Source organism: Corynebacterium sp. 1103A (genome assembly GCF_055700955.1).
On the sequence record NZ_JASTTF010000010.1, the window covers coordinates 47,470 to 64,796 of the forward strand.

Consider the following 17,327-nt stretch of genomic DNA (forward strand, 5'->3'; position numbering starts at 1 on the left):
ATAGATATTTGGCCAGTTTGAGAGCACAATGGCGAAGGAGATTAATTAATAGCCAAAGGAGTTGAATCATGGCTCGTTCATACGCTGAACAGTTGGTAGCGACGCTAGAAAAGCAGGGCATCCGCCGTATCTACGGTCTGGTAGGCGACTCGCTGAACCCGATCGTCGACGCCGTGCGCCAGTCGGACATCGAGTGGGTACACGTCCGTAACGAGGAAGCCGCAGCGTTCGCCGCTGAGGCCGACTCCCTGACCACCGGCGAGCTGGCCGTGTGCGCGGCCTCCTGCGGCCCCGGCAATACCCACCTCATCCAGGGCCTGTACGACGCCAACCGCAACGGCGCCAAGGTGCTGGCGCTTGCCAGCCACATCCCGTCCCGCCAGATCGGCTCCACCTTCTTCCAGGAGACCCACCCCGAGGCCATCTTCCAGGAGTGCTCCGGCTACTGCGAGATGGTTAACTCCGCCGAGCAGGGCGCGGTGGTCCTCCACCACGCCATCCAGTCCACCATGGCCGGCAACGGCGTGTCCGTCCTGGTTATCCCGGGCGACGTCACCACCCAGGAGGCCGACGACGACACCTTCACCGACTCGGTGATTTCCACCGGCCGTCCGGTCGTCTACCCGGATCCGCGCGAGGCCGCCGCCCTGGCCCAGGCCATTAACGAGGCCAAGAGCGTGGCTCTGTTCGTGGGCGCCGGCGTCAAGGACGCCCGCAAGGAGGTCCTCGAGCTGGCCCAGAAGGTCAAAGCCCCGATCGGCCACGCCCTGGGCGGCAAGATGTACATCCAGTACGACAACCCCTTCGACGTCGGCATGAACGGCCTGCTGGGCTACGGCGCCGCGCACGACGCCACCAACGACGCCGACCTGCTCATCTTGCTGGGCACGGACTTCCCGTACAACGACTTCCTGCCCAAGCACAATGTGGCCCAGGTCGACATCAACGGCGCCCATATCGGCCGTCGCACTAAGATCTCCTACCCGGTGGTCGGTGACGTCGCCGCCACGCTGGCCAACATCCTGCCGAGCGTCGAGGAAAAGACCGACCGCTCCTTCCTGGACAAGATGCTCAAGGAGCACTACCGCAAGCTCAACCACGTGGTGGAGGCCTACACCAAGGACGTGGACAAGCAGACCCCGCTGCACCCGGAGTACCTGGCGGACATCATCGACGACGAGGCCGACGACGACGCCATCTTCACCGTGGACACCGGCATGTGCAACGTCTGGGGTGCGCGCTACATCACCGCCAACGGCAAGCGCCAACAGATCGGCTCCTTCCGTCACGGCACCATGGCTAACGCCCTGCCGCAGGCCATCGGAGCCCAGGTTGCCAACCCGGACAAGCAGGTCGTCACCTTCTCCGGCGACGGCGGCCTGTCCATGCTGATGGGCGAGCTGCTGACCGTGAAGCTGCACAACCTGCCGGTCAAGATGTTCGTGTTCAACAACTCCTCGCTGGGTATGGTCAAGCTGGAGATGCTGGTCCAGGGCCTGCCGGAGTTCCAGACCGACCACGCGCCGGTCAACTACGCCAAGATCGCGGAAGCCGCCGGCATCAAGTGCATCCGCATCGAGGACCCGAAGAAGGCCCGCAAGCAGATCAAGGAAGCCATGGCCTTCGACGGCCCGGTCCTGATCGATATGATCACGGACCCGAACGCGCTGTCCTTGCCGCCGACGCTGACGTTCGAGCAGCTGCTGGGCTTCTCCAAGGCTGCCACCCGCACCGTCTTTGGCGGCGGCGTGGGCAAGATGCTGGGCATGGCTAAGTCCAACTTGCGCAACATCCCGGCCTCTGTGGTCTAGGGCTTTCGAGGTCTAGTACCACGCGTTTTCGGTGAAAACTGCGGGCCCAGCACGGCTGGGCCCGCTTTTTCTAATTCACAGGGTTCTTGCAGTAACCGGTCAGTACCTTTGATAATTGAAGTGGAAGACTGCTGTGTGGTAGCTGAGAGAACCAGATTCTCTCCTAGCAGCCCCGTACCGGGCGCGGACTTAGTCTCGAGTAGGTCCGCGGTACCGGCGGGCTGAAAGGTCCCAATAGTAGAAAGCGATGGTCACAACAATGGACGACAAGAGCACCGAAAACGTTAAAATCCTCGTCGTAGACGACGAGCCCAATATTGTCGAGCTGCTGACCGTGTCCCTGAAATTCCAGGGTTTCGACGTGCGCACGGCCAGTTCCGGCACCGAGGCGCTGCGGATTGCCCGCGAGATTAACCCGGACGCCTACATCCTGGACGTCATGATGCCGGGCATGGACGGCTTCGAGCTTCTGGGCAAGCTGCGCTCCGAGGGCCTCGATGGCCCAGCGCTCTACCTGACCGCCAAGGATAGCGTCGAGCAGCGTATTCACGGCCTGACCATTGGCGCGGACGACTACGTGACCAAGCCCTTTAGCCTGGAAGAGGTCATCACCCGCCTGCGCGTCATCCTGCGCCGCGGGGCCAGTGTGGAGGACGAGTCGAACAACGCGACCATGTCCTACGCCGACCTGACTCTCAACGACGATACCCATGAGGTCACCAAGGCGGGCAAGATCATCGATCTTTCGCCCACCGAGTTCAACCTCCTGCGCTACCTCATGCAGAACAAGGAGGTCGTCCTGTCCAAGACCAAGATCCTGGACAACGTCTGGCACTACGACTTCGGCGGCGACGGCAACGTGGTCGAGTCCTATATCTCCTACCTGCGCCGCAAGATTGATACCGGCGACACCCCGCTCATCCACACCGTCCGCGGCGTGGGCTACGTGCTGCGCACCCCGCGCAGCTAAAACCCGTTCCTGACCTTCAAGAGAGATTGCCCCGTCCCCCAGCATGACCGATACCGAAACTAGCGCCCGCCAGGCCGCAGCACCTATCTCCGCGTGGGGCAAGGTGAAGCGGGTGTTCAAGGGCCGCTTCAAGACCACCGCCCTGCCCCTGCGCACCTGGCTGGTGGTCCTGCTGGTCGTGGTCTCCGGCCTGGGCCTGGTCGGCAGCTCCGTGGCCGTCTCCTCTATCATGCGGGACGTGTTGTACAACCGCGTGGATGAGGACATCGCCTCCGCGGCCAAGGGCTGGGCGCAAAGCCCCGAGTTGTTCAACCTGGGCGACCGCTCGCAGCGCCCGCCGACGGATTTCTGCGTCATCAAGATTTACCCCAACGGCTCCATCGAATACTTCAACGTCTTCGATTCCATGCCGCGGGTCGACGGCCTCTACATCGGCGGCTCTCCGGAGACGGTGGAGTCCACGACCGACTCCGCGGTCAACGAGGTCAAGTGGCGCGCGCAGGCCTTCGAGACCGACGGGGTGGTCACGGTCGTGGCCAAGTCCCTGGGTAGCGAGGCCAGCATTCTGCAGGGCCTGGCGGTGGTCCAGGTGTTGATCCTGTCCCTGGTCATCGCCCTCATCGCGCTGGCCGGGTATTGGTCCATCCGGTCGGCGCTGCGCCCGCTGCGGGTGGTGGAAAAGACCGCCTCGGAAATCGCCGCCGGGGATCTGAACAAGCGCGTGCCCGAGTGGCCGCTGCACACCGAGGTCGGCCAGCTGGCGGGCGCGCTCAACGTCATGCTGGGGCACCTGCAGCGTTCCGTGGAGGAGGCCCAGATGAAGGAGGGTCAGATGCGCCGGTTTGTTGGCGACGCCTCCCACGAGTTACGTACCCCGCTGACCAGCCTGCGCGGCTACACGGAGCTCTACCGCTCCGGGGCTACCCAGGACGTGGACCTGGTCCTATCCAAGATCGACTCCGAGTCGACCCGCATGTCGCTGCTGGTCGAGGACCTGCTCTCGCTCACCCGCGCCGAGGGCAACCGGCTGGACAAGAAGCCGGTGGACATGCTGGAGCTGGCCTTATCGGTCGGCTCCTCGGCCCGGGCAGCCTTCCCAGGCCGGGACATCCAGGTGGTCAACAAGTCGAATTCCGTGCCCGTGGTCGACGGCGACCCGGACCGCCTGCACCAGGTGTTGCTCAACCTGATTTCCAACGGCATCCGCCACGGCGGCGATGACGCGACGGTGACGCTGCAGCTGCGCCGGGACGCGACCGACGTGCTGTTCGATGTTATCGACGACGGCAAGGGCATGGACAAAGAAGTAGCCGCCCATATCTTCGAGCGCTTCTACCGTGAAGATAGTTCGCGCACGCGTGACACGGGCGGCTCGGGCTTGGGGCTGGCCATCGTTAAGTCCCTGGTGGAACAACACGGCGGCAGCATCACGGTGGATTCGACCCCAGGGGAGGGATCGGTGTTTACCGTGCGCCTGCCGGCCTGTGCGGAGGCCGACGACCCAGCGGCTTTGGCGGATTAGGCCGGGCGGCCCTCCGAGTCGGTGCCCAAGTGCTGCCGGATGCGGGCTGCGGCCTCGTCCATGGCGGCCGGGTCGGTGTCCTCGGCGGCGTAAGTCTTGGAGAAATCGTATTCCGACATCTTCTCGGTGGGGAAGAGGTGGATGTGGGTGTGGGGGACGTCGAAGCCGGCGATGATGTAGCCGGCGCGCGGGGTGCCGAAAGCGTTCTTGATGGCCTGGCCGATGCGCAGGGCGACCTGGTTCAGGTGGCCCCAGGTCTCCGGATCGAGGTCAGTCCACTTGTCGACCTCTTGCACCGGCACGACCAGGGTGTGCCCGTAGCGCAGCGGCTCGATGGACAAAAACGCCACGCACTGCTCGTCCCGGTAGACAAAGCGGCCGGGGAGTTCTCCGTTGATAATCTTGGTAAATACAGAAGCCATGGCCCCAGGCTACCGGCAAGTTAAGATAGACGGCATGCGTATTCTCGTGATTGGCTCGGGCGGCCGCGAACATGCCCTCTTGAAAGGACTAGCTGCTGATCCGGCGACCACTGAATTGCACGTGGCGCCGGGCAGCCCGTGCATGGACCGGATCGCCACCGTGCACGCGGACTATACCCGGGTAGACGACCCGGCCCAGATGACGGGCCTGGCCCAGGACATTGCTGCGGACCTGGTGGTCATCGGTCCGGAGGTTCCGCTGGTGGCCGGCGTTGCCGATGCCCTGCGGGACGCCAGCATCGCGGTCTTCGGTCCCAACCAGGAGGCCGCCCAGATCGAGGGATCGAAGGCGTTTGCCAAGGACGTGATGGACGCGGCCGGCGTGCGCACCGCGCACGCGGAGACCATCGGCCCAGACGCCGCGGAGGACGAGATTTCCCGGTTCCTCGACGAATTCGGCCCAGTCTACGTGGTCAAGGACGACGGCCTGGCCGGCGGTAAGGGCGTGGTGGTCACCGAGGACCGCGAGCAGGCCGAGGAGCACATCAAGGCAGTGCACAACGGAGGCAACTCCGTGCTCATCGAGTCCTTCCTGTCCGGCCCGGAGGTCTCCCTGTTCTGCCTGGTCGACGGCGAAACCGTCGTGCCGCTGCTGCCTGCCCAGGACCACAAGCGCGCCTACGACAACGACGAAGGCCCCAACACCGGCGGCATGGGCGCCTACACACCGCTGCCGTGGCTGCCACAGGACGGCGTCAACACCATCGTCGACGAGGTCTGCGCGCCCGTCGCCCGCGAGCTGGTCGCCCGCGGCACCCCCTATTCGGGTCTTCTCTACGCCGGCTTGGCGTGGGGTCCGGAGGGCCCGGCGGTTATCGAGTTCAACTGCCGCTTCGGCGATCCGGAGACCCAGGCCGTGCTCAGCCTGCTGACCTCCCCGCTGGCGGAGGCTCTCAACGCGGTGGCCACCGGCAAGCTGGCGGAGCTCAGCCCGCTGGAGTGGGAGCCCGCCTTCGCCGTGACCGTGGTGCTGGCCGCCGAGGGCTACCCGGCCTCCCCGCGCAAGGGTGACGAAATTACCGGCGACGCCCTGGAGGATCCGGAGCGCATCCTGCACGCGGGCACCACCGTGGCCGAAGGCAAGGTGGTATCCAACGGCGGGCGCGTGCTCAACGCCCTGGGCAAGGGCTCGACCCTCGCCGCTGCCCGCGAAGCCGCCTACGCGGTGCTCGAAGGCATCACTATGGACGGCGGCTTCTACCGCCGCGACATCGCGCTGGCCGCCCAAGAAGGGCGCATCGAGGTGCCTGGACAGGACCGCTAGCAGGCGCGGGCGCCCGGCTGTTCGGGTAACAGAGTTAGAAGCTCCAGTCTGCGTCGTTGGTGGCCTCGGCGCGCCCGATGACGTAGGAGGAGCCCGATCCGGAAAAGAAGTCGTGGTTCTCGTCCGCGCTGGGGGCCAGCGCGGTCAGTACCGCCGAGTCCACGGCCGTGGACGAATAGTCAAAGCGCGCCGGGTATCCCAGGTTCATGAGTGCCTTATTGGCGTTGTAGCGCACGAACGTGGCCACGCCGTCCATTAGCCCAAGGGGCTCGTAGAGCTCTGCCGAATACTGCAGCTCGAGTTCGTAGAGCTTGTCGAGCAGGTCGTGCACGAAGTCGTCGAGCTCCGCGGCGCGGTGCGGGGCCTTTTCTAGTCCCCGCTGGAACTTGTAGCCGGAGTAGTAGCCGTGCACCGCTTTGTCCCGCAAGATGAGGCGGATGAGATCCGCGGTATTGGTCAAGGTGCCGCGCGCGGCGAAGTGGAGCGGGAGGTAGAACCCCGCGTAGAGCAGCAGCGATGAAAGCAAGGTGGCCGCGGCCTTGCGCTTTAGCTTGTCCGCGCCGAAGTAGTGGCGGGCCACCATTTTCACGCGCCGCTGGAGCAGGTCGTTGTCCACCGCCCACTGGTAGGCGGCGTCGATTTCCTCCGTGGTGGTCAGGGTTGAAAAGATCGAAGAATAGCTGCGCGCGTGCACGGATTGCATGAAAGCGATGTTGGTGTAGACCGCCTCCTCGTGCTCGGTTTGGGCGTCGGGGATCTGGGAGACCTCGCCCACCGTGGCTTGGAGCGTGTCCAGCAGGGTCAGCCCGGTGAAAACGCGGATGGTCTGGGTACGTTCCGTAGTCGTCAGCCCGTGCCAGTCGTTCAAGTCATTGGACAGCGGGACCTTCTCGGGCAGCCAGAAATTGGAAGTCAGCCGATTCCAGACCTCTAGGTCCTTCGGATCCTGGGTGCGGTTCCAGTTGATGGGCCGCACGCGGGCTCCCGGTGTCCGCTTGAGCTCGGGCGGGGTGACGGACTGCGAGATAATGGACAATTCTTGTACTCCTTTTGGGGCTTGGTGGGGTGGGGTGGGTAAAAGCGTTGCGTATTGCCGCGGCTTAGTGGGCCCAGAAATAGGCCAGTCCCGCGTTGACGCGTTCGACGTCGAAGGGGGTGCCGAGAAGCTCGAAGTGATACAGCTCCGGGACCCCGGTCTTGTCAGCAATCAGTTTTCCGGCGACGCAGAAATCCTCACCGAAATTGGTGTTTCCGCTCGTGATGACGCCGCGCAAGAGGGCGCGGTTGGCGGGCACGTTGAGGAACGCGCGCACCTGGCGCGGGATCGCTTGCGCGCGGTTGCCGCCGCCGTAGGTGGGCACGACCAAGACGAAAGGCCGAGTGGCCAGCAGCATGGGCTCGCGTTTAGGGCGCAGGGGGATGCGCGCGGCGGGCCGGTTGAGCTGGGCTACGAAACGGTGGGTGTTCTCGGAGGCGGAGGAAAAATAGATCAAATCGGTCGCGCACGTCCGGAACGAATCGACAGAATACGGCATGGGGCAAATCTAAACTACGGTATGCCGTAGTTTCAAGTTTGTTAGAGTGTCCCCATGGACATCGAGCTCAATGACCTGCCGGTTAGCACGCAGAATTACCTCAAGGCCGCGTGGCTGCTGAAGGAATGGTCTACCGAACCGGTCTCCAAGACCGCGCTGGCCGCCCGCGTGGGGGTCACGTTGTCCTCGGCGTCCGACGCCGTTCGTAAGCTCACGCAGCAAGGGCTCTTCACCGACACTCGGTACGGGGCGTTTGACCTGACGGAGGAAGGCAGCGCGCTCGCGGTCCAAATGGTCCGGCGCCACCGCCTGCTGGAGACTTACCTGCAGGAAAAGCTGGGATACACGTGGGACGAGGTCCATGCGGAGGCCGAGGTCCTCGAGCACGCGGTATCCGATCTCCTGGTAGCGCGCATCGACGACGCGCTCGGCCGCCCCACCCGTGACCCGCACGGGGACCCGATTCCCACCGCTGATGGCGTGGTGGACCAGCCGAGTGCAGTGCAACTTAGCCAGCTGCCAGTGGGGGCCGCGGCCCGCGTGGAGCGCATCTCCGACGCGGATGACGAATTGTTGCGCTTCCTGGCCGCCCACGGCGTGCGCGCCGGGGTGGAGGTGCGCACCCAGGCGGGGGCGGCGTACACGGAGACGGTCGAGGTGGTGACGCAGGAAGGATCCGTGCACTTGGGGCCCGCGGCCGCCGACGCCATCTGGGTTGCCCCCGCGTCTTAGTCACGTGGAATAATGAGGGCTTGTGGCTGAAAAGAAGAAGATTAACAACGTCCTGTCCTCCCGCTACGCTTCGGCGGAGCTGACCGAAATCTGGAGCCCCGAGCACAAGATCGTGCTCGAGCGGCAGCTGTGGATCGCGGTCATGCGTGCCCAGAAAGACCTGGGGGTGGATATCCCCGAGGAGGCGATCAACGCCTACGAGGCGGCGGTCGAAGACGTCGACTTGGACTCCATCGCCCAGCGCGAGCGGGTTACCCGCCACGACGTGAAGGCGCGGATCGAGGAATTCAACGCGCTGGCCGGCTACGAGCACATCCACAAGGGGATGACCAGCCGCGACCTGACCGAAAACGTCGAACAACTGCAGATCTACCGCTCCCTGCAGATCATCCGGGACAAGGCCATCGCCGTGGTGGCCCGCATGGGTGAGCACGCCGACAAGTACCAGCACCTGGTCATGGCGGGCCGCTCCCACAACGTCGCCGCCCAGGCCACCACCCTGGGCAAGCGCTTCGCCTCCGCCGCCGATGAGATGCTGCTGGCCATCGAACGCGTCGAGGCACTGCTCGGGCGCTACCCGCTGCGCGGCATCAAGGGTCCGATGGGCACGGCCCAGGACATGCTGGATCTCATGGGCGGGTCCCACGACAAGCTGGCCTCCCTGGAGACCTCCGTGGCGGACTACCTCGGCTTTAGCCGGATCTTCGACTCCGTCGGGCAGGTCTATCCGCGCTCGTTGGACTTCGATGCCGTCTCCGCCCTCGTCGAGCTGGGCGCGGCGCCGTCTTCGCTGGCCACCACCATCCGGCTGATGGCCGGCAATGAGACCGTCACCGAGGGCTTCAAGGAAGGCCAGGTCGGTTCCTCTGCCATGCCGCACAAGATGAACGCCCGCTCCTGCGAGCGCGTCTGCGGCTTCCAGGTCATCCTGCGCGGCTACCTCACCATGGTCGGCGATCTGGCCGGGCAGCAGTGGAACGAGGGTGACGTCTTCTGCTCCGTCATCCGCCGCGTCGCGCTGCCGGACGCCTTCTTCGCCCTCGACGGACAGTTTGAGACCTTCCTGACCGTGCTGGAGGAGTTCGGCGCTTTCCCGGCCATGATCGACCGCGAACTCGAGCGCTACCTGCCGTTCTTGGCCACCACCCGCATCCTCATGGCGGCCGTGCGCGCCGGGGTCGGCCGCGAGACCGCCCACGAGGTCATCAAGGAAAACGCCGTCGCCGTGGCGCTGAACATGCGCGAAAACGGCGCGGACCAAGACCTGGTGGAGCGCCTAGCCGCCGACGAGCGCCTCCCCCTTGACAGGGCTGCCCTGGATGAGGCCCTCGCCGACAAGCACGCCTTCATCGGCGCTGCGGAAGCGCAGGTAGGCCAGGTTCTGTCCCGGATTGCCGAAAAGGCGGACCAGCACCCCCAGGCCGCCCAGTACCGCCCGGGCGAGATTATTTAGCCCACCGGCGCGCTAAGATGTGGGGCATGCGACCACGTCTTAGCGATTATCAGCACCTCGTATCCGGCAAAGTCCGCGACATCTACGCCATCGATGAGCACACGCTGCTCATGGTGGCCAGCGACCGGATTTCCGCCTTCGACTTCGCCCTGGAGCCCGCCATCCCGGACAAGGGGCGGGTGCTGACTGCGACCTCGCAGTTCTTCTTCGACGCCATCAATTTCCCCAACCATCTGGCCGGCCCGGTCGACGACGAGCGGATCCCGGAAGAAGTCCTGGGCCGGGCATTCGTGGTCAAGAAACTGCAGATGCTGCCCTTCGAGTGCGTGGCCCGCGGTTACCTGACCGGCTCCGGCCTGAAGGAATACCAGGCCAACGGCACGGTCTGCGGCATCGAGCTGCCCTCCGGCCTGGTGGAGGCCTCCCGCCTGCCGGAGCCCATCTTCACCCCGGCTACTAAGGCGGAGCAGGGCGAGCACGACGAGAATGTCACCTACGAGCGCGTCGTGAAAGACCTCGGCGCCGACCGCGCCGCCCAGCTGTGCAACGCTACGCTGACCATCTACGCCCAGGCCGCCCAGATCGCCGAAGAACGCGGCATCATCCTAGCCGACACCAAGTTCGAGTTCGGCCTGGACAGCGACGGCACCCTCGTCTTGGCCGACGAGGTGCTGACCCCGGACTCCTCCCGCTACTGGCCGGCCGACTCCTACGTCGAGGGCGAGGTCCAGCCCAGCTTCGACAAGCAGTACGTCCGCAACTGGCTGACCTCGCCGGAATCCGGCTGGGACAAAGCCTCCGAGACCACCCCGCCGGCCCTGCCGGACGAGATCGTATCCGCCACCCGCCTGCGCTACATCGAGGCCTACGAGCGCCTATCCGGCAAGCAGTTCATCGAGTGGGTGGGGTAGTTCATCTTTGGAAGCAGCTCAGAATGCTCCACGATCGCTTTTGTTCCGTCGCGGTTCTCTATCGCTCGTGGAAGCTCTGTAACGTCAGTCGGCTATGAACCTCGAGTCTTGACGGAGACTTATTGCTTTGATAGATATATTGATTAAAGGTGAGAACTACTTTTGTGATTGGAGAAGGTTTTGCTAAAGAAAACGAGTGGAACACTAGCCATTGTAGGTGTTTTAGTTTCACAACTAGGTTTCGGTGTGGTCTCTGCTAGTGCTGAGGGCGGACAGGAACATGAAGTGTTGGAAGCTGAGGCCCCTGCACCGGAATTGACTTCGGATGTGCCGCAGGAAAGGATGAATGGGAACATTCAAACCCGTTCGGCGGAAGGGTTGACTTGGGCTCCCGGAGGTGTTGCAGCTTCGAACCGAATTTTTGTGAAGGGTGGTGGCGTTCATGTAGAGAAAGCCAGCGTTTCTTATATCCCTGGGACGGAAATCGCTTCAGGCAATGCATGCGTTGACGGCTTCGAGATCGTTTACCGAGAGAATGGGCGCTCTGGGTCGGATTCGTTTGGGCCAAAATGTAGCCCCGCCCGAGTTTCGCACACTTTTGAAATTCACCGGAATATGGATCCAGGTAGCAAATTCTGCGGACGGGTCAAAACTAGTGACGGTCCAGGCAACTGGGCATGTGTGACTATCAAAGCATAAAAAGAAAGGTTCACTGTGGAAATAATTGTTCTTATCCTTTCCGTAGTGGGCGGGCTAGCAGTCCCCATTATTTTGGTGCTCGGTTTTCTTTACTTAGGCAGGATCCTTAAAGACAACCAGCGCAATTCCGGGCGGGAGTGACCCGCCGGCTGGGCGGCGCGTTGACGTAGGATGGGGGCCTATGACTGATGAATCCATGCATGCTCCGGTAGCCCCCGTTCGTCCGATTTCGCGCCAATTCCACGGCCGCACTTTCGTTGATGATTACGAGTGGCTGCGGGATAAGAAATCGCAGGACACGCTGGACTACCTCAACGCGGAAAACGACTACACCAAGGCGCAGACCGCGCACCTGGAGGCGCTGACCGAGAATATCTACCAGGAGATTAAGTCGCGCATCAAGGAAACGGACATGTCCGTTCCGGTGCGCCAGGGCGACTACTGGTACTACGGCCGCTCCCAGGAGGGCAAGAGCTACGGCCTGTCCTGCCGCCTGCCGGTCGAGGAGGGCGCGGACCCGTGGTTCCCGCCCGTCATCCCGGAGGAGGGCCGCCCGGCGGGCGAAGAGGTACTGCTCGACCTGAACGAGCTGGCCGAAGGCAACGAGTTCTTCTCCCTCGGGGCCTCGTCCATCACGACCTCGGGGCGCTACCTGGCCTATTCCGTCGACGTCAGCGGTGACGAGCGCTTCGAGCTGCGCATCAAGGACCTGGCTACGGGCGAGTTGCTCGACGATCACCTGACGGGCTTGTTCTACGGCGCGACCTGGGTCGGCGAGGACTACATCTTTTACCAGACTGTCGACGAGGCCTGGCGTGCCGACAGCGTGTGGCGCCACAAGGTAGGCACGCCGCAGGAAGACGACGTGCGCATCTTCTACGAGGAAGACGCCCACTTCAGCGTAGGGGTGGGCGGAACCCGCAGCGACAAGTACCTGTTCTTGGTCACCAGCTCGAAGATCACCTCGGAATTCTGGGTGCTGGAGCAGGATCAGCCGGAAGGCGAATTCCAGCTGCTCTGGGAGCGCGAATCCGGGGTCGAATACGAGGTGGACCACGCCGTGATCGACGGCGAGGATCGCTGGTTCGTCACCCACAACGCCGCCGGCGCCAACTTCGAGGTCACCGTCTGCCCGGCGCTGACGAAGGACACCGGCCTGCCCGCCCTGCGCGATACCCAGGTGCTGGTCCCGCACCGCGAGGACGTGCGCATCGAGGGCGTGGACACCTACCAGCACCAGCTGGTGCTGGTCTACCGCAGCGGCGGCATCGGGCGCATCGCCATCATGCCGCTAGCCGAGGGCGAGGGGCTCGGCGAGTTCACCCAGGTCGACTTCGACGAGGAGATCTACACCGCCGGCACCACCGGCAACCCGGAGTGGGACACCCCGGTCATCCGCATGGTCTACGGCTCGTTCACGCAGCCTGCCCAGGTCCTGCAGTACGACGTCGCCACCGGCGAGCGCACCCTGCTGAAGCAGCAGGAGGTCCAGGGTGGCTACGAGCCCAGTGATTACACCGCCTACCGCTTGTGGGCCACCGCGCAGGACGGCACGGAGATCCCCGTCTCCGTGCTGCACCGCGCGGACCTGGACACCTCCGCGCCGCAGCCGATGCTGCTCTACGGCTACGGTTCCTACGAGACAAGCGTCGACCCCGGGTTCTCCGTCACCCGCCTGTCGCTGCTGGACCGCGGCATGATCTTCGCCGTCGCCCACGTCCGCGGCGGCGGGGAGATGGGCCGCGGCTGGTACGACCACGGCAAGCTCATGGAGAAGAAGAACACCTTCACCGACTTCATCGACGTGGCCGACGATCTCATCGCCCGCGGCCTGACCAGCCCGGACCGGCTGGCGGCGGAAGGTGGCTCCGCGGGCGGCATGCTGATGGGGGCGGTGGCGAATATGGCCCCGGACCGTTTCACCGCCATCCAGGCCGCCGTGCCTTTTGTTGACCCGCTGACCTCCATGCTCATGCCGGAACTCCCGCTCACGGTGGTGGAGTGGGACGAGTGGGGCGACCCGTACCACGACCCGGCCTTCTACGACTACATGGCCAGCTACGCCCCGTACGAGAACGTCACGGCGCAGGATTACCCGAACATCCTGGCCACGACCTCGCTGAATGACACCCGCGTGCTCTACGTGGAGCCCGCCAAGTGGATCGCCAAGCTGCGCACCGTTGCCAGCGGCGGCCAGTTCCTGCTGAAGACGGAGATGGTCGCCGGCCACGGCGGCGTGTCCGGCCGCTACGACAAGTGGCGCCAGAACGCCTTCGAATACGCCTGGATCATCAACCAGGCCACGGGGTGTACCGAGTAGCGTTCTCGACGCGCGGAACTTAGAAGGCTGTGCGATAATACTTCTTATGCATGGCCACCTCCTGGTTTCGATTTCCAGTATTTTCGACGACACCCGGAAACAGGCCTCGAATCTCCTCCGCATCCTGGATGCCGAGGGGATTCCTGTGTCTCTTCTGATTGCCCCGCATATCGACGGCAATTGGCATCTGGCTAAGGACTCCAAGACGAAGGGCTGGGTCAAAGAGCAAGCAGACGCCGGCCGGGTACTGATTCTCAACGGCTTCGACCAGGCCGTCCAGGGCCGCCGCGCGGAATTCGCCAACCTCGATGAGCACGAGGCAAAGCTGCGGCTGGCCGGTGCGACCCGGCAGATGGGCAAGATCGGTTTCACCCCCACCATCTTCGCCCCGCCGCGCTGGCGCATGTCGGAGGGAACCCTCAAGGTGCTGCCGGCTTTCGGCTTCGACGTGGCCGTGTCCACCCGCGGCATCCACGAGCTGGAATCCGGCAAGTTCTACCAGTCGCGCAACCTCTCCTACGGCGAGGGCTTCGGCGCGGCCAAGTGGTGGCGCCGCAACATCATCCGCGCGGCGGAACGCTCCGCCCAGCGCGGCAACACCGTCCGCCTGTCCGTGTCCGGCCGTAACCTCGAGGACCGCAAGGTGGTCAAGGACTTCGTCAAGGCCGTGCACAAGGCCGCAGCGGCCGGCGCGCAGCCGGCCGACTACAGCATCTTCCTACCGAACTAGGGCAGCAGGCGCTCGATGGCGCGGCGGACATCCGCCGGCACCATCGGCAGCACGCCGCGCAGGCCACCCGCCAGGGCGGTACCGATGCCCAGGACCGCGGCCAGGCCAGCAATCACTGCCACGACAGCGCCGCCCACCGAGGAACCACTCGAGCCGGCATCCCCCGAACCCGCCGGCTTGCCTTGGTCGTCATCCTCGTGGTTGTCGTCCCCGTCGTTGCCGTCATCGCCGGCACCGTTGCCCCCGCCGAGGGAGAAGCCGACCTTGACCGGGTCGTGGTCGGAAGAGCGGAACGGGGAGTCGTCGTAGAAGTCGACCGCGTTGTAGTTGCGGCGTGAGTACTCGAAGGCGACGGGCTCGTCCGCGTTGATGTTCCAGACCTGCGCGTCGGTGACGTTCTCGCTGGCCACCTCGTTGGCCAGGACGTGGTCCAGGGAGCCGAGCAGGCCGCTGAACTGGTAGGAGGCGTCGGCATCGAAGGTCTCCGCCGGCACGGTGTAGCCGTGGTTGCGGAAGATATCCAGGGCCTCCTCGCGGGTGTAGGTGTTCAGGTCCCCCATGACGAAGGTGGCCTTGTCCTGCCAGTCCGGCTGCTTAGCCAGGTGGTCCAGGACCGCCTGGGCCTGCGCGTTGCGCACGTTAGGGTTGTTGCCCTGGCCGTCGCCGCGGTCCGCGTCATCCTTGACTACGGAACCCTTGGACTTGAAATGGTTGGCTACAGCCACGAAGGTCTCGGCGTCCTCGCCGGCACCAGCCGGGGCGAACTCCTGGGCCAGCGGCTCACGCGCGGTACCGGTGAAGCGGGCGTCGCTGAAGATGCGGGACTCGCCCACCGGGCGCACGCGGTCCGGGTCGTAGATGAACGCGGTGCGGATGACGTCGACGTCCTCCGGCACGCCCTCCGACGGGGAGGCGACGGCCTTCCAGTTTCCGCCCGCGGCGTTGAGCTCCTCGACGAGGTGGTTTAGTGCCTCGTCGCGGCGGGAGAGGTCCCCGGTCACGCCGAAGGTGTCCTCGATTTCGGACAGCGCGATGACGTCGGCGTCCAGGCCGTTGATGGCCGCAACGATCTTGGCCTGCTGGTCTTCGAAGGCGCTCTGGGTGTAGGCGCCGCGGGTGGTGCCGCGGTTGACGGTGACCGGGTTGCCGTCCTTGTCGTCGTAGGAGCTGCCGCCGAACTCCTCGCCAAGCGAGGTGAAGTAGTTCAGGACGTTGAAGGCGCCGATGGTGTAGTCGCCTTCGACGTCGAGGGCGCTGCGCTCCGCGGCGCGGGAGTCCTCCCAGCTAATCGGCAGATCCGCGCCGGCGGTCTCCCCGGTGACCGGGGTGGTGGGCTGGAAGCGCCACTGCTCGTGGGAGTAGTGCACGACGACCGGCTGCTGGAACTCCACCTGGTCGGTGGTGCGCAGGCTCTTGATGGTCTGGCCGCCGTCCTGGGAGATATACGGCAGCGGGGTTTCCTTATCGGTCTTCAGGTAGTCGCGGGTCCGGCCGTCGTCCAGGGTGACCAGGCGCTCGGCATTATCCTTTTCCAGCTGCTTGAGCGGGGAGTTCGGATCCGTCGAGGGAGCATGGACATCGGAGGGCTGGCGCAGGGGCTCGTGGCCCGCGGCCAGGCCGACCTCGCCGTAGGTGTTGAGCGCGTAGTTGTTGGTCACGGTGTGGGTACCGGGCAGCACCAGCATGGACTCGTAGGCCTCCCGGGTCTCGTCACCGGCGGGCAGTTCCTCGATGTCGATGGGCTCGACCTTCTCCAGCGGCTCCTCCAGTTCGGTGAAGTTGCGCGCCGAAACCTGGGTGTTGCCGTAGTACTCGGAGACCTCGCCGGTAACCCGCACGGACTGGCCGATTTCCGGGTAAGCGCCGTCATTGCCGGCGTAGACGAACAGGCCGTGGCTGGCCTCGCCGACCGCGGACTCGCCGCCGGCCTGGATGGTGTAGCCGTTCAGGCCGCCTTCTTCCCACACGGCGGTGACGACGCCCTCGGTGGTCACGGTCTGGTCGACCAGCGGGGAGGCCGAGCCCGTGCCCTGGATATCGGCGATGGCCACGACCTCGCCCTCGGCGGGAGGATACTGCGGCTCCGGATCGGTGCCCGGTTCCGGGGCCACGCCTCCGCCGGTGCCCGCCGGGCTGGGGGCGCCGGCGGAGAAGTCGGCGGAATTGTCATCGGTGTCGGTGCCGTGCTCGTCGCGCTGGACCGAGGTCTGGTTGTTCGGCGCCTGGGCCGGCGAACCCTCGGACAGGCTGGCCTCGCCGAAGCCGACCAAGTCGATAGCTACGCCCGCGCCGTCGCTGAGCTGGACCGAGCCCTTGGTGGCGGACATGGCCAGGCTGCCGGTGGCGTCGGCAGCCGGCAAAGCGGCGCTGCCGCCGTTACCCTGGGCCTGCTGGATGAGGTAGTGGGCCCCGGCCGGGATCGTCCCGCTCAGCTGGGTGGTGCCGCCGGAACCGCCCTTGGCGGAGAAGTACTCGACGTTCCACCCGTCCAGGCTGATGTCGCTATCCGTCGGGTTGTAGAGCTCGATGAAGTCGTGGGTGTACTCGGCGCCGGAGTTGCCACCGCCGCCGTAGACCTCGGAGATAACCACGTTGTCTCCGGCCGGGGCGGCCGAGGCTGCGGGAACGGCGATCCCGGCGGTGACGGTAGAGGTTACGGCCGCGAGCACGAGCGCGCCGCGGCGGCGGGCCACCCGCCGCGAGGACTGGGGAGAAGACATAGGGAACGAACCACCTTTGTTGGGGGAAAGACAGACAATTTCATGCGTTCCGAGCGCACTACCCTCAGTTGTAGAACACGCAGCGGACACTAGCGGGAGTAAGCGCTGCCGCGTGTTCGAAGCCCGCAGGGGGTTTGCCTAGGTGTGGCCTAGATTTTGGTTTCCGTCTTTGCTGGGT

The 17,327-nt window shown here is 64.8% G+C and carries 13 protein-coding genes; 9 read left to right on the top strand and 4 right to left on the bottom strand.

Annotation, left to right across the window (positions count from 1 at the left end):
* The first annotated feature begins 68 nt into the window (after positions 1-68).
* The 3 genes from QQS52_RS08230 (at position 69) to QQS52_RS08240 (ending at position 4,303) form a co-directional block, all read left to right on the top strand.
* Positions 69-1,811: a pyruvate dehydrogenase gene (locus QQS52_RS08230; RefSeq protein WP_472773407.1), complete on the top strand. Its 1,743-nt coding sequence runs from the start codon at positions 69-71 to the stop codon at positions 1,809-1,811.
* Positions 1,812-2,058: 247 nt separating this feature from the next.
* Positions 2,059-2,781 carry a response regulator transcription factor gene (locus QQS52_RS08235; RefSeq protein ID WP_472773408.1) on the top strand — a complete coding sequence of 241 codons (723 nt, stop codon included), beginning with the start codon at positions 2,059-2,061 and terminating at the stop codon, positions 2,779-2,781.
* Positions 2,782-2,824: 43 nt separating this feature from the next.
* The gene (locus QQS52_RS08240; RefSeq protein ID WP_472773409.1) at positions 2,825-4,303 is read left to right on the top strand and encodes a sensor histidine kinase; all 1,479 of its coding nucleotides are present in this window, start codon (positions 2,825-2,827) and stop codon (positions 4,301-4,303) included.
* On the opposite strand, the gene QQS52_RS08245 is transcribed toward QQS52_RS08240, so the two are convergent.
* Complete coding sequence (locus QQS52_RS08245) at positions 4,300-4,725, bottom strand: HIT family protein (protein WP_070768630.1); 426 nt, start codon at positions 4,723-4,725, stop codon at positions 4,300-4,302. The two genes, QQS52_RS08240 and QQS52_RS08245, sit on opposite strands and share 4 nt — an antisense overlap.
* A 34-nt stretch (positions 4,726-4,759) precedes the next feature.
* Between QQS52_RS08245 and purD the strand changes: the two genes are divergently transcribed.
* Positions 4,760-6,049 (top strand): phosphoribosylamine--glycine ligase, encoded by a 1,290-nt coding sequence (gene purD, locus QQS52_RS08250; protein ID WP_472773410.1) that lies wholly within the window; start codon positions 4,760-4,762, stop codon positions 6,047-6,049.
* A 34-nt stretch (positions 6,050-6,083) separates the two neighbouring features.
* On the opposite strand, the gene nrdF is transcribed toward purD, so the two are convergent.
* Together nrdF and nrdI are read right to left on the bottom strand one after the other, a co-directional pair.
* On the bottom strand, positions 6,084-7,085 hold the full coding sequence (gene nrdF / locus QQS52_RS08255) for a class 1b ribonucleoside-diphosphate reductase subunit beta (RefSeq protein WP_472773411.1): 1,002 nt from the start codon (positions 7,083-7,085) through the stop codon (positions 6,084-6,086).
* Positions 7,086-7,149: 64 nt separating this feature from the next.
* The gene (gene nrdI, locus QQS52_RS08260) at positions 7,150-7,584 is read right to left on the bottom strand and encodes a class Ib ribonucleoside-diphosphate reductase assembly flavoprotein NrdI (protein ID WP_472773412.1); all 435 of its coding nucleotides are present in this window, start codon (positions 7,582-7,584) and stop codon (positions 7,150-7,152) included.
* 54 nt (positions 7,585-7,638) lie between these two features.
* Between nrdI and QQS52_RS08265 the strand changes: the two genes are divergently transcribed.
* The 5 genes from QQS52_RS08265 to QQS52_RS08285 all read left to right on the top strand — a co-directional run bounded on the left by QQS52_RS08265 (position 7,639) and on the right by QQS52_RS08285 (position 14,429).
* Positions 7,639-8,316: a metal-dependent transcriptional regulator gene (locus QQS52_RS08265; RefSeq protein WP_472773413.1), complete on the top strand. Its 678-nt coding sequence runs from the start codon at positions 7,639-7,641 to the stop codon at positions 8,314-8,316.
* 22 nt (positions 8,317-8,338) lie between these two features.
* Positions 8,339-9,769 carry an adenylosuccinate lyase gene (purB, locus tag QQS52_RS08270; RefSeq protein ID WP_472773414.1) on the top strand — a complete coding sequence of 477 codons (1,431 nt, stop codon included), beginning with the start codon at positions 8,339-8,341 and terminating at the stop codon, positions 9,767-9,769.
* Between the two features lie 26 nt (positions 9,770-9,795).
* Entirely contained in the window at positions 9,796-10,680 is an 885-nt protein-coding gene (locus tag QQS52_RS08275; RefSeq protein WP_472773415.1) for a phosphoribosylaminoimidazolesuccinocarboxamide synthase, read from the top strand.
* Between the two features lie 880 nt (positions 10,681-11,560).
* Entirely contained in the window at positions 11,561-13,699 is a 2,139-nt protein-coding gene (locus tag QQS52_RS08280; protein ID WP_472773416.1) for a S9 family peptidase, read from the top strand.
* A gap of 46 nt (positions 13,700-13,745) precedes the next feature.
* Positions 13,746-14,429, top strand: a complete 684-nt coding sequence (locus QQS52_RS08285) for a DUF2334 domain-containing protein (RefSeq protein WP_472773417.1) — start codon at positions 13,746-13,748, stop codon at positions 14,427-14,429.
* On the opposite strand, the gene QQS52_RS08290 is transcribed toward QQS52_RS08285, so the two are convergent.
* Complete coding sequence (locus QQS52_RS08290) at positions 14,426-17,149, bottom strand: ExeM/NucH family extracellular endonuclease (RefSeq protein ID WP_472773418.1); 2,724 nt, start codon at positions 17,147-17,149, stop codon at positions 14,426-14,428. The two genes, QQS52_RS08285 and QQS52_RS08290, sit on opposite strands and share 4 nt — an antisense overlap.
* Positions 17,150-17,327: the final 178 nt, after the last annotated feature.

What these genes read in the sequence shown, in the direction of transcription:
- QQS52_RS08265 (WP_472773413.1), top strand. Translation starts at nt 7,639, where the DNA reads ATGGACATCGAGCTCAATGACCTGCCGGTTAGCACGCAGAATTACCTC.
- QQS52_RS08230 (WP_472773407.1), top strand. Translation starts at nt 69, where the DNA reads ATGGCTCGTTCATACGCTGAACAGTTGGTAGCGACGCTAGAAAAGCAG.
- QQS52_RS08245 (WP_070768630.1), bottom strand. Translation starts at nt 4,725, where the DNA reads ATGGCTTCTGTATTTACCAAGATTATCAACGGAGAACTCCCCGGCCGC.
- QQS52_RS08285 (WP_472773417.1), top strand. Translation starts at nt 13,746, where the DNA reads ATGCATGGCCACCTCCTGGTTTCGATTTCCAGTATTTTCGACGACACC.
- QQS52_RS08235 (WP_472773408.1), top strand. Translation starts at nt 2,059, where the DNA reads ATGGTCACAACAATGGACGACAAGAGCACCGAAAACGTTAAAATCCTC.
- purD (WP_472773410.1), top strand. Translation starts at nt 4,760, where the DNA reads ATGCGTATTCTCGTGATTGGCTCGGGCGGCCGCGAACATGCCCTCTTG.
- QQS52_RS08290 (WP_472773418.1), bottom strand. Translation starts at nt 17,149, where the DNA reads ATGTCTTCTCCCCAGTCCTCGCGGCGGGTGGCCCGCCGCCGCGGCGCG.
- QQS52_RS08280 (WP_472773416.1), top strand. Translation starts at nt 11,561, where the DNA reads ATGACTGATGAATCCATGCATGCTCCGGTAGCCCCCGTTCGTCCGATT.
- QQS52_RS08275 (WP_472773415.1), top strand. Translation starts at nt 9,796, where the DNA reads ATGCGACCACGTCTTAGCGATTATCAGCACCTCGTATCCGGCAAAGTC.
- nrdI (WP_472773412.1), bottom strand. Translation starts at nt 7,584, where the DNA reads ATGCCGTATTCTGTCGATTCGTTCCGGACGTGCGCGACCGATTTGATC.
- QQS52_RS08240 (WP_472773409.1), top strand. Translation starts at nt 2,825, where the DNA reads ATGACCGATACCGAAACTAGCGCCCGCCAGGCCGCAGCACCTATCTCC.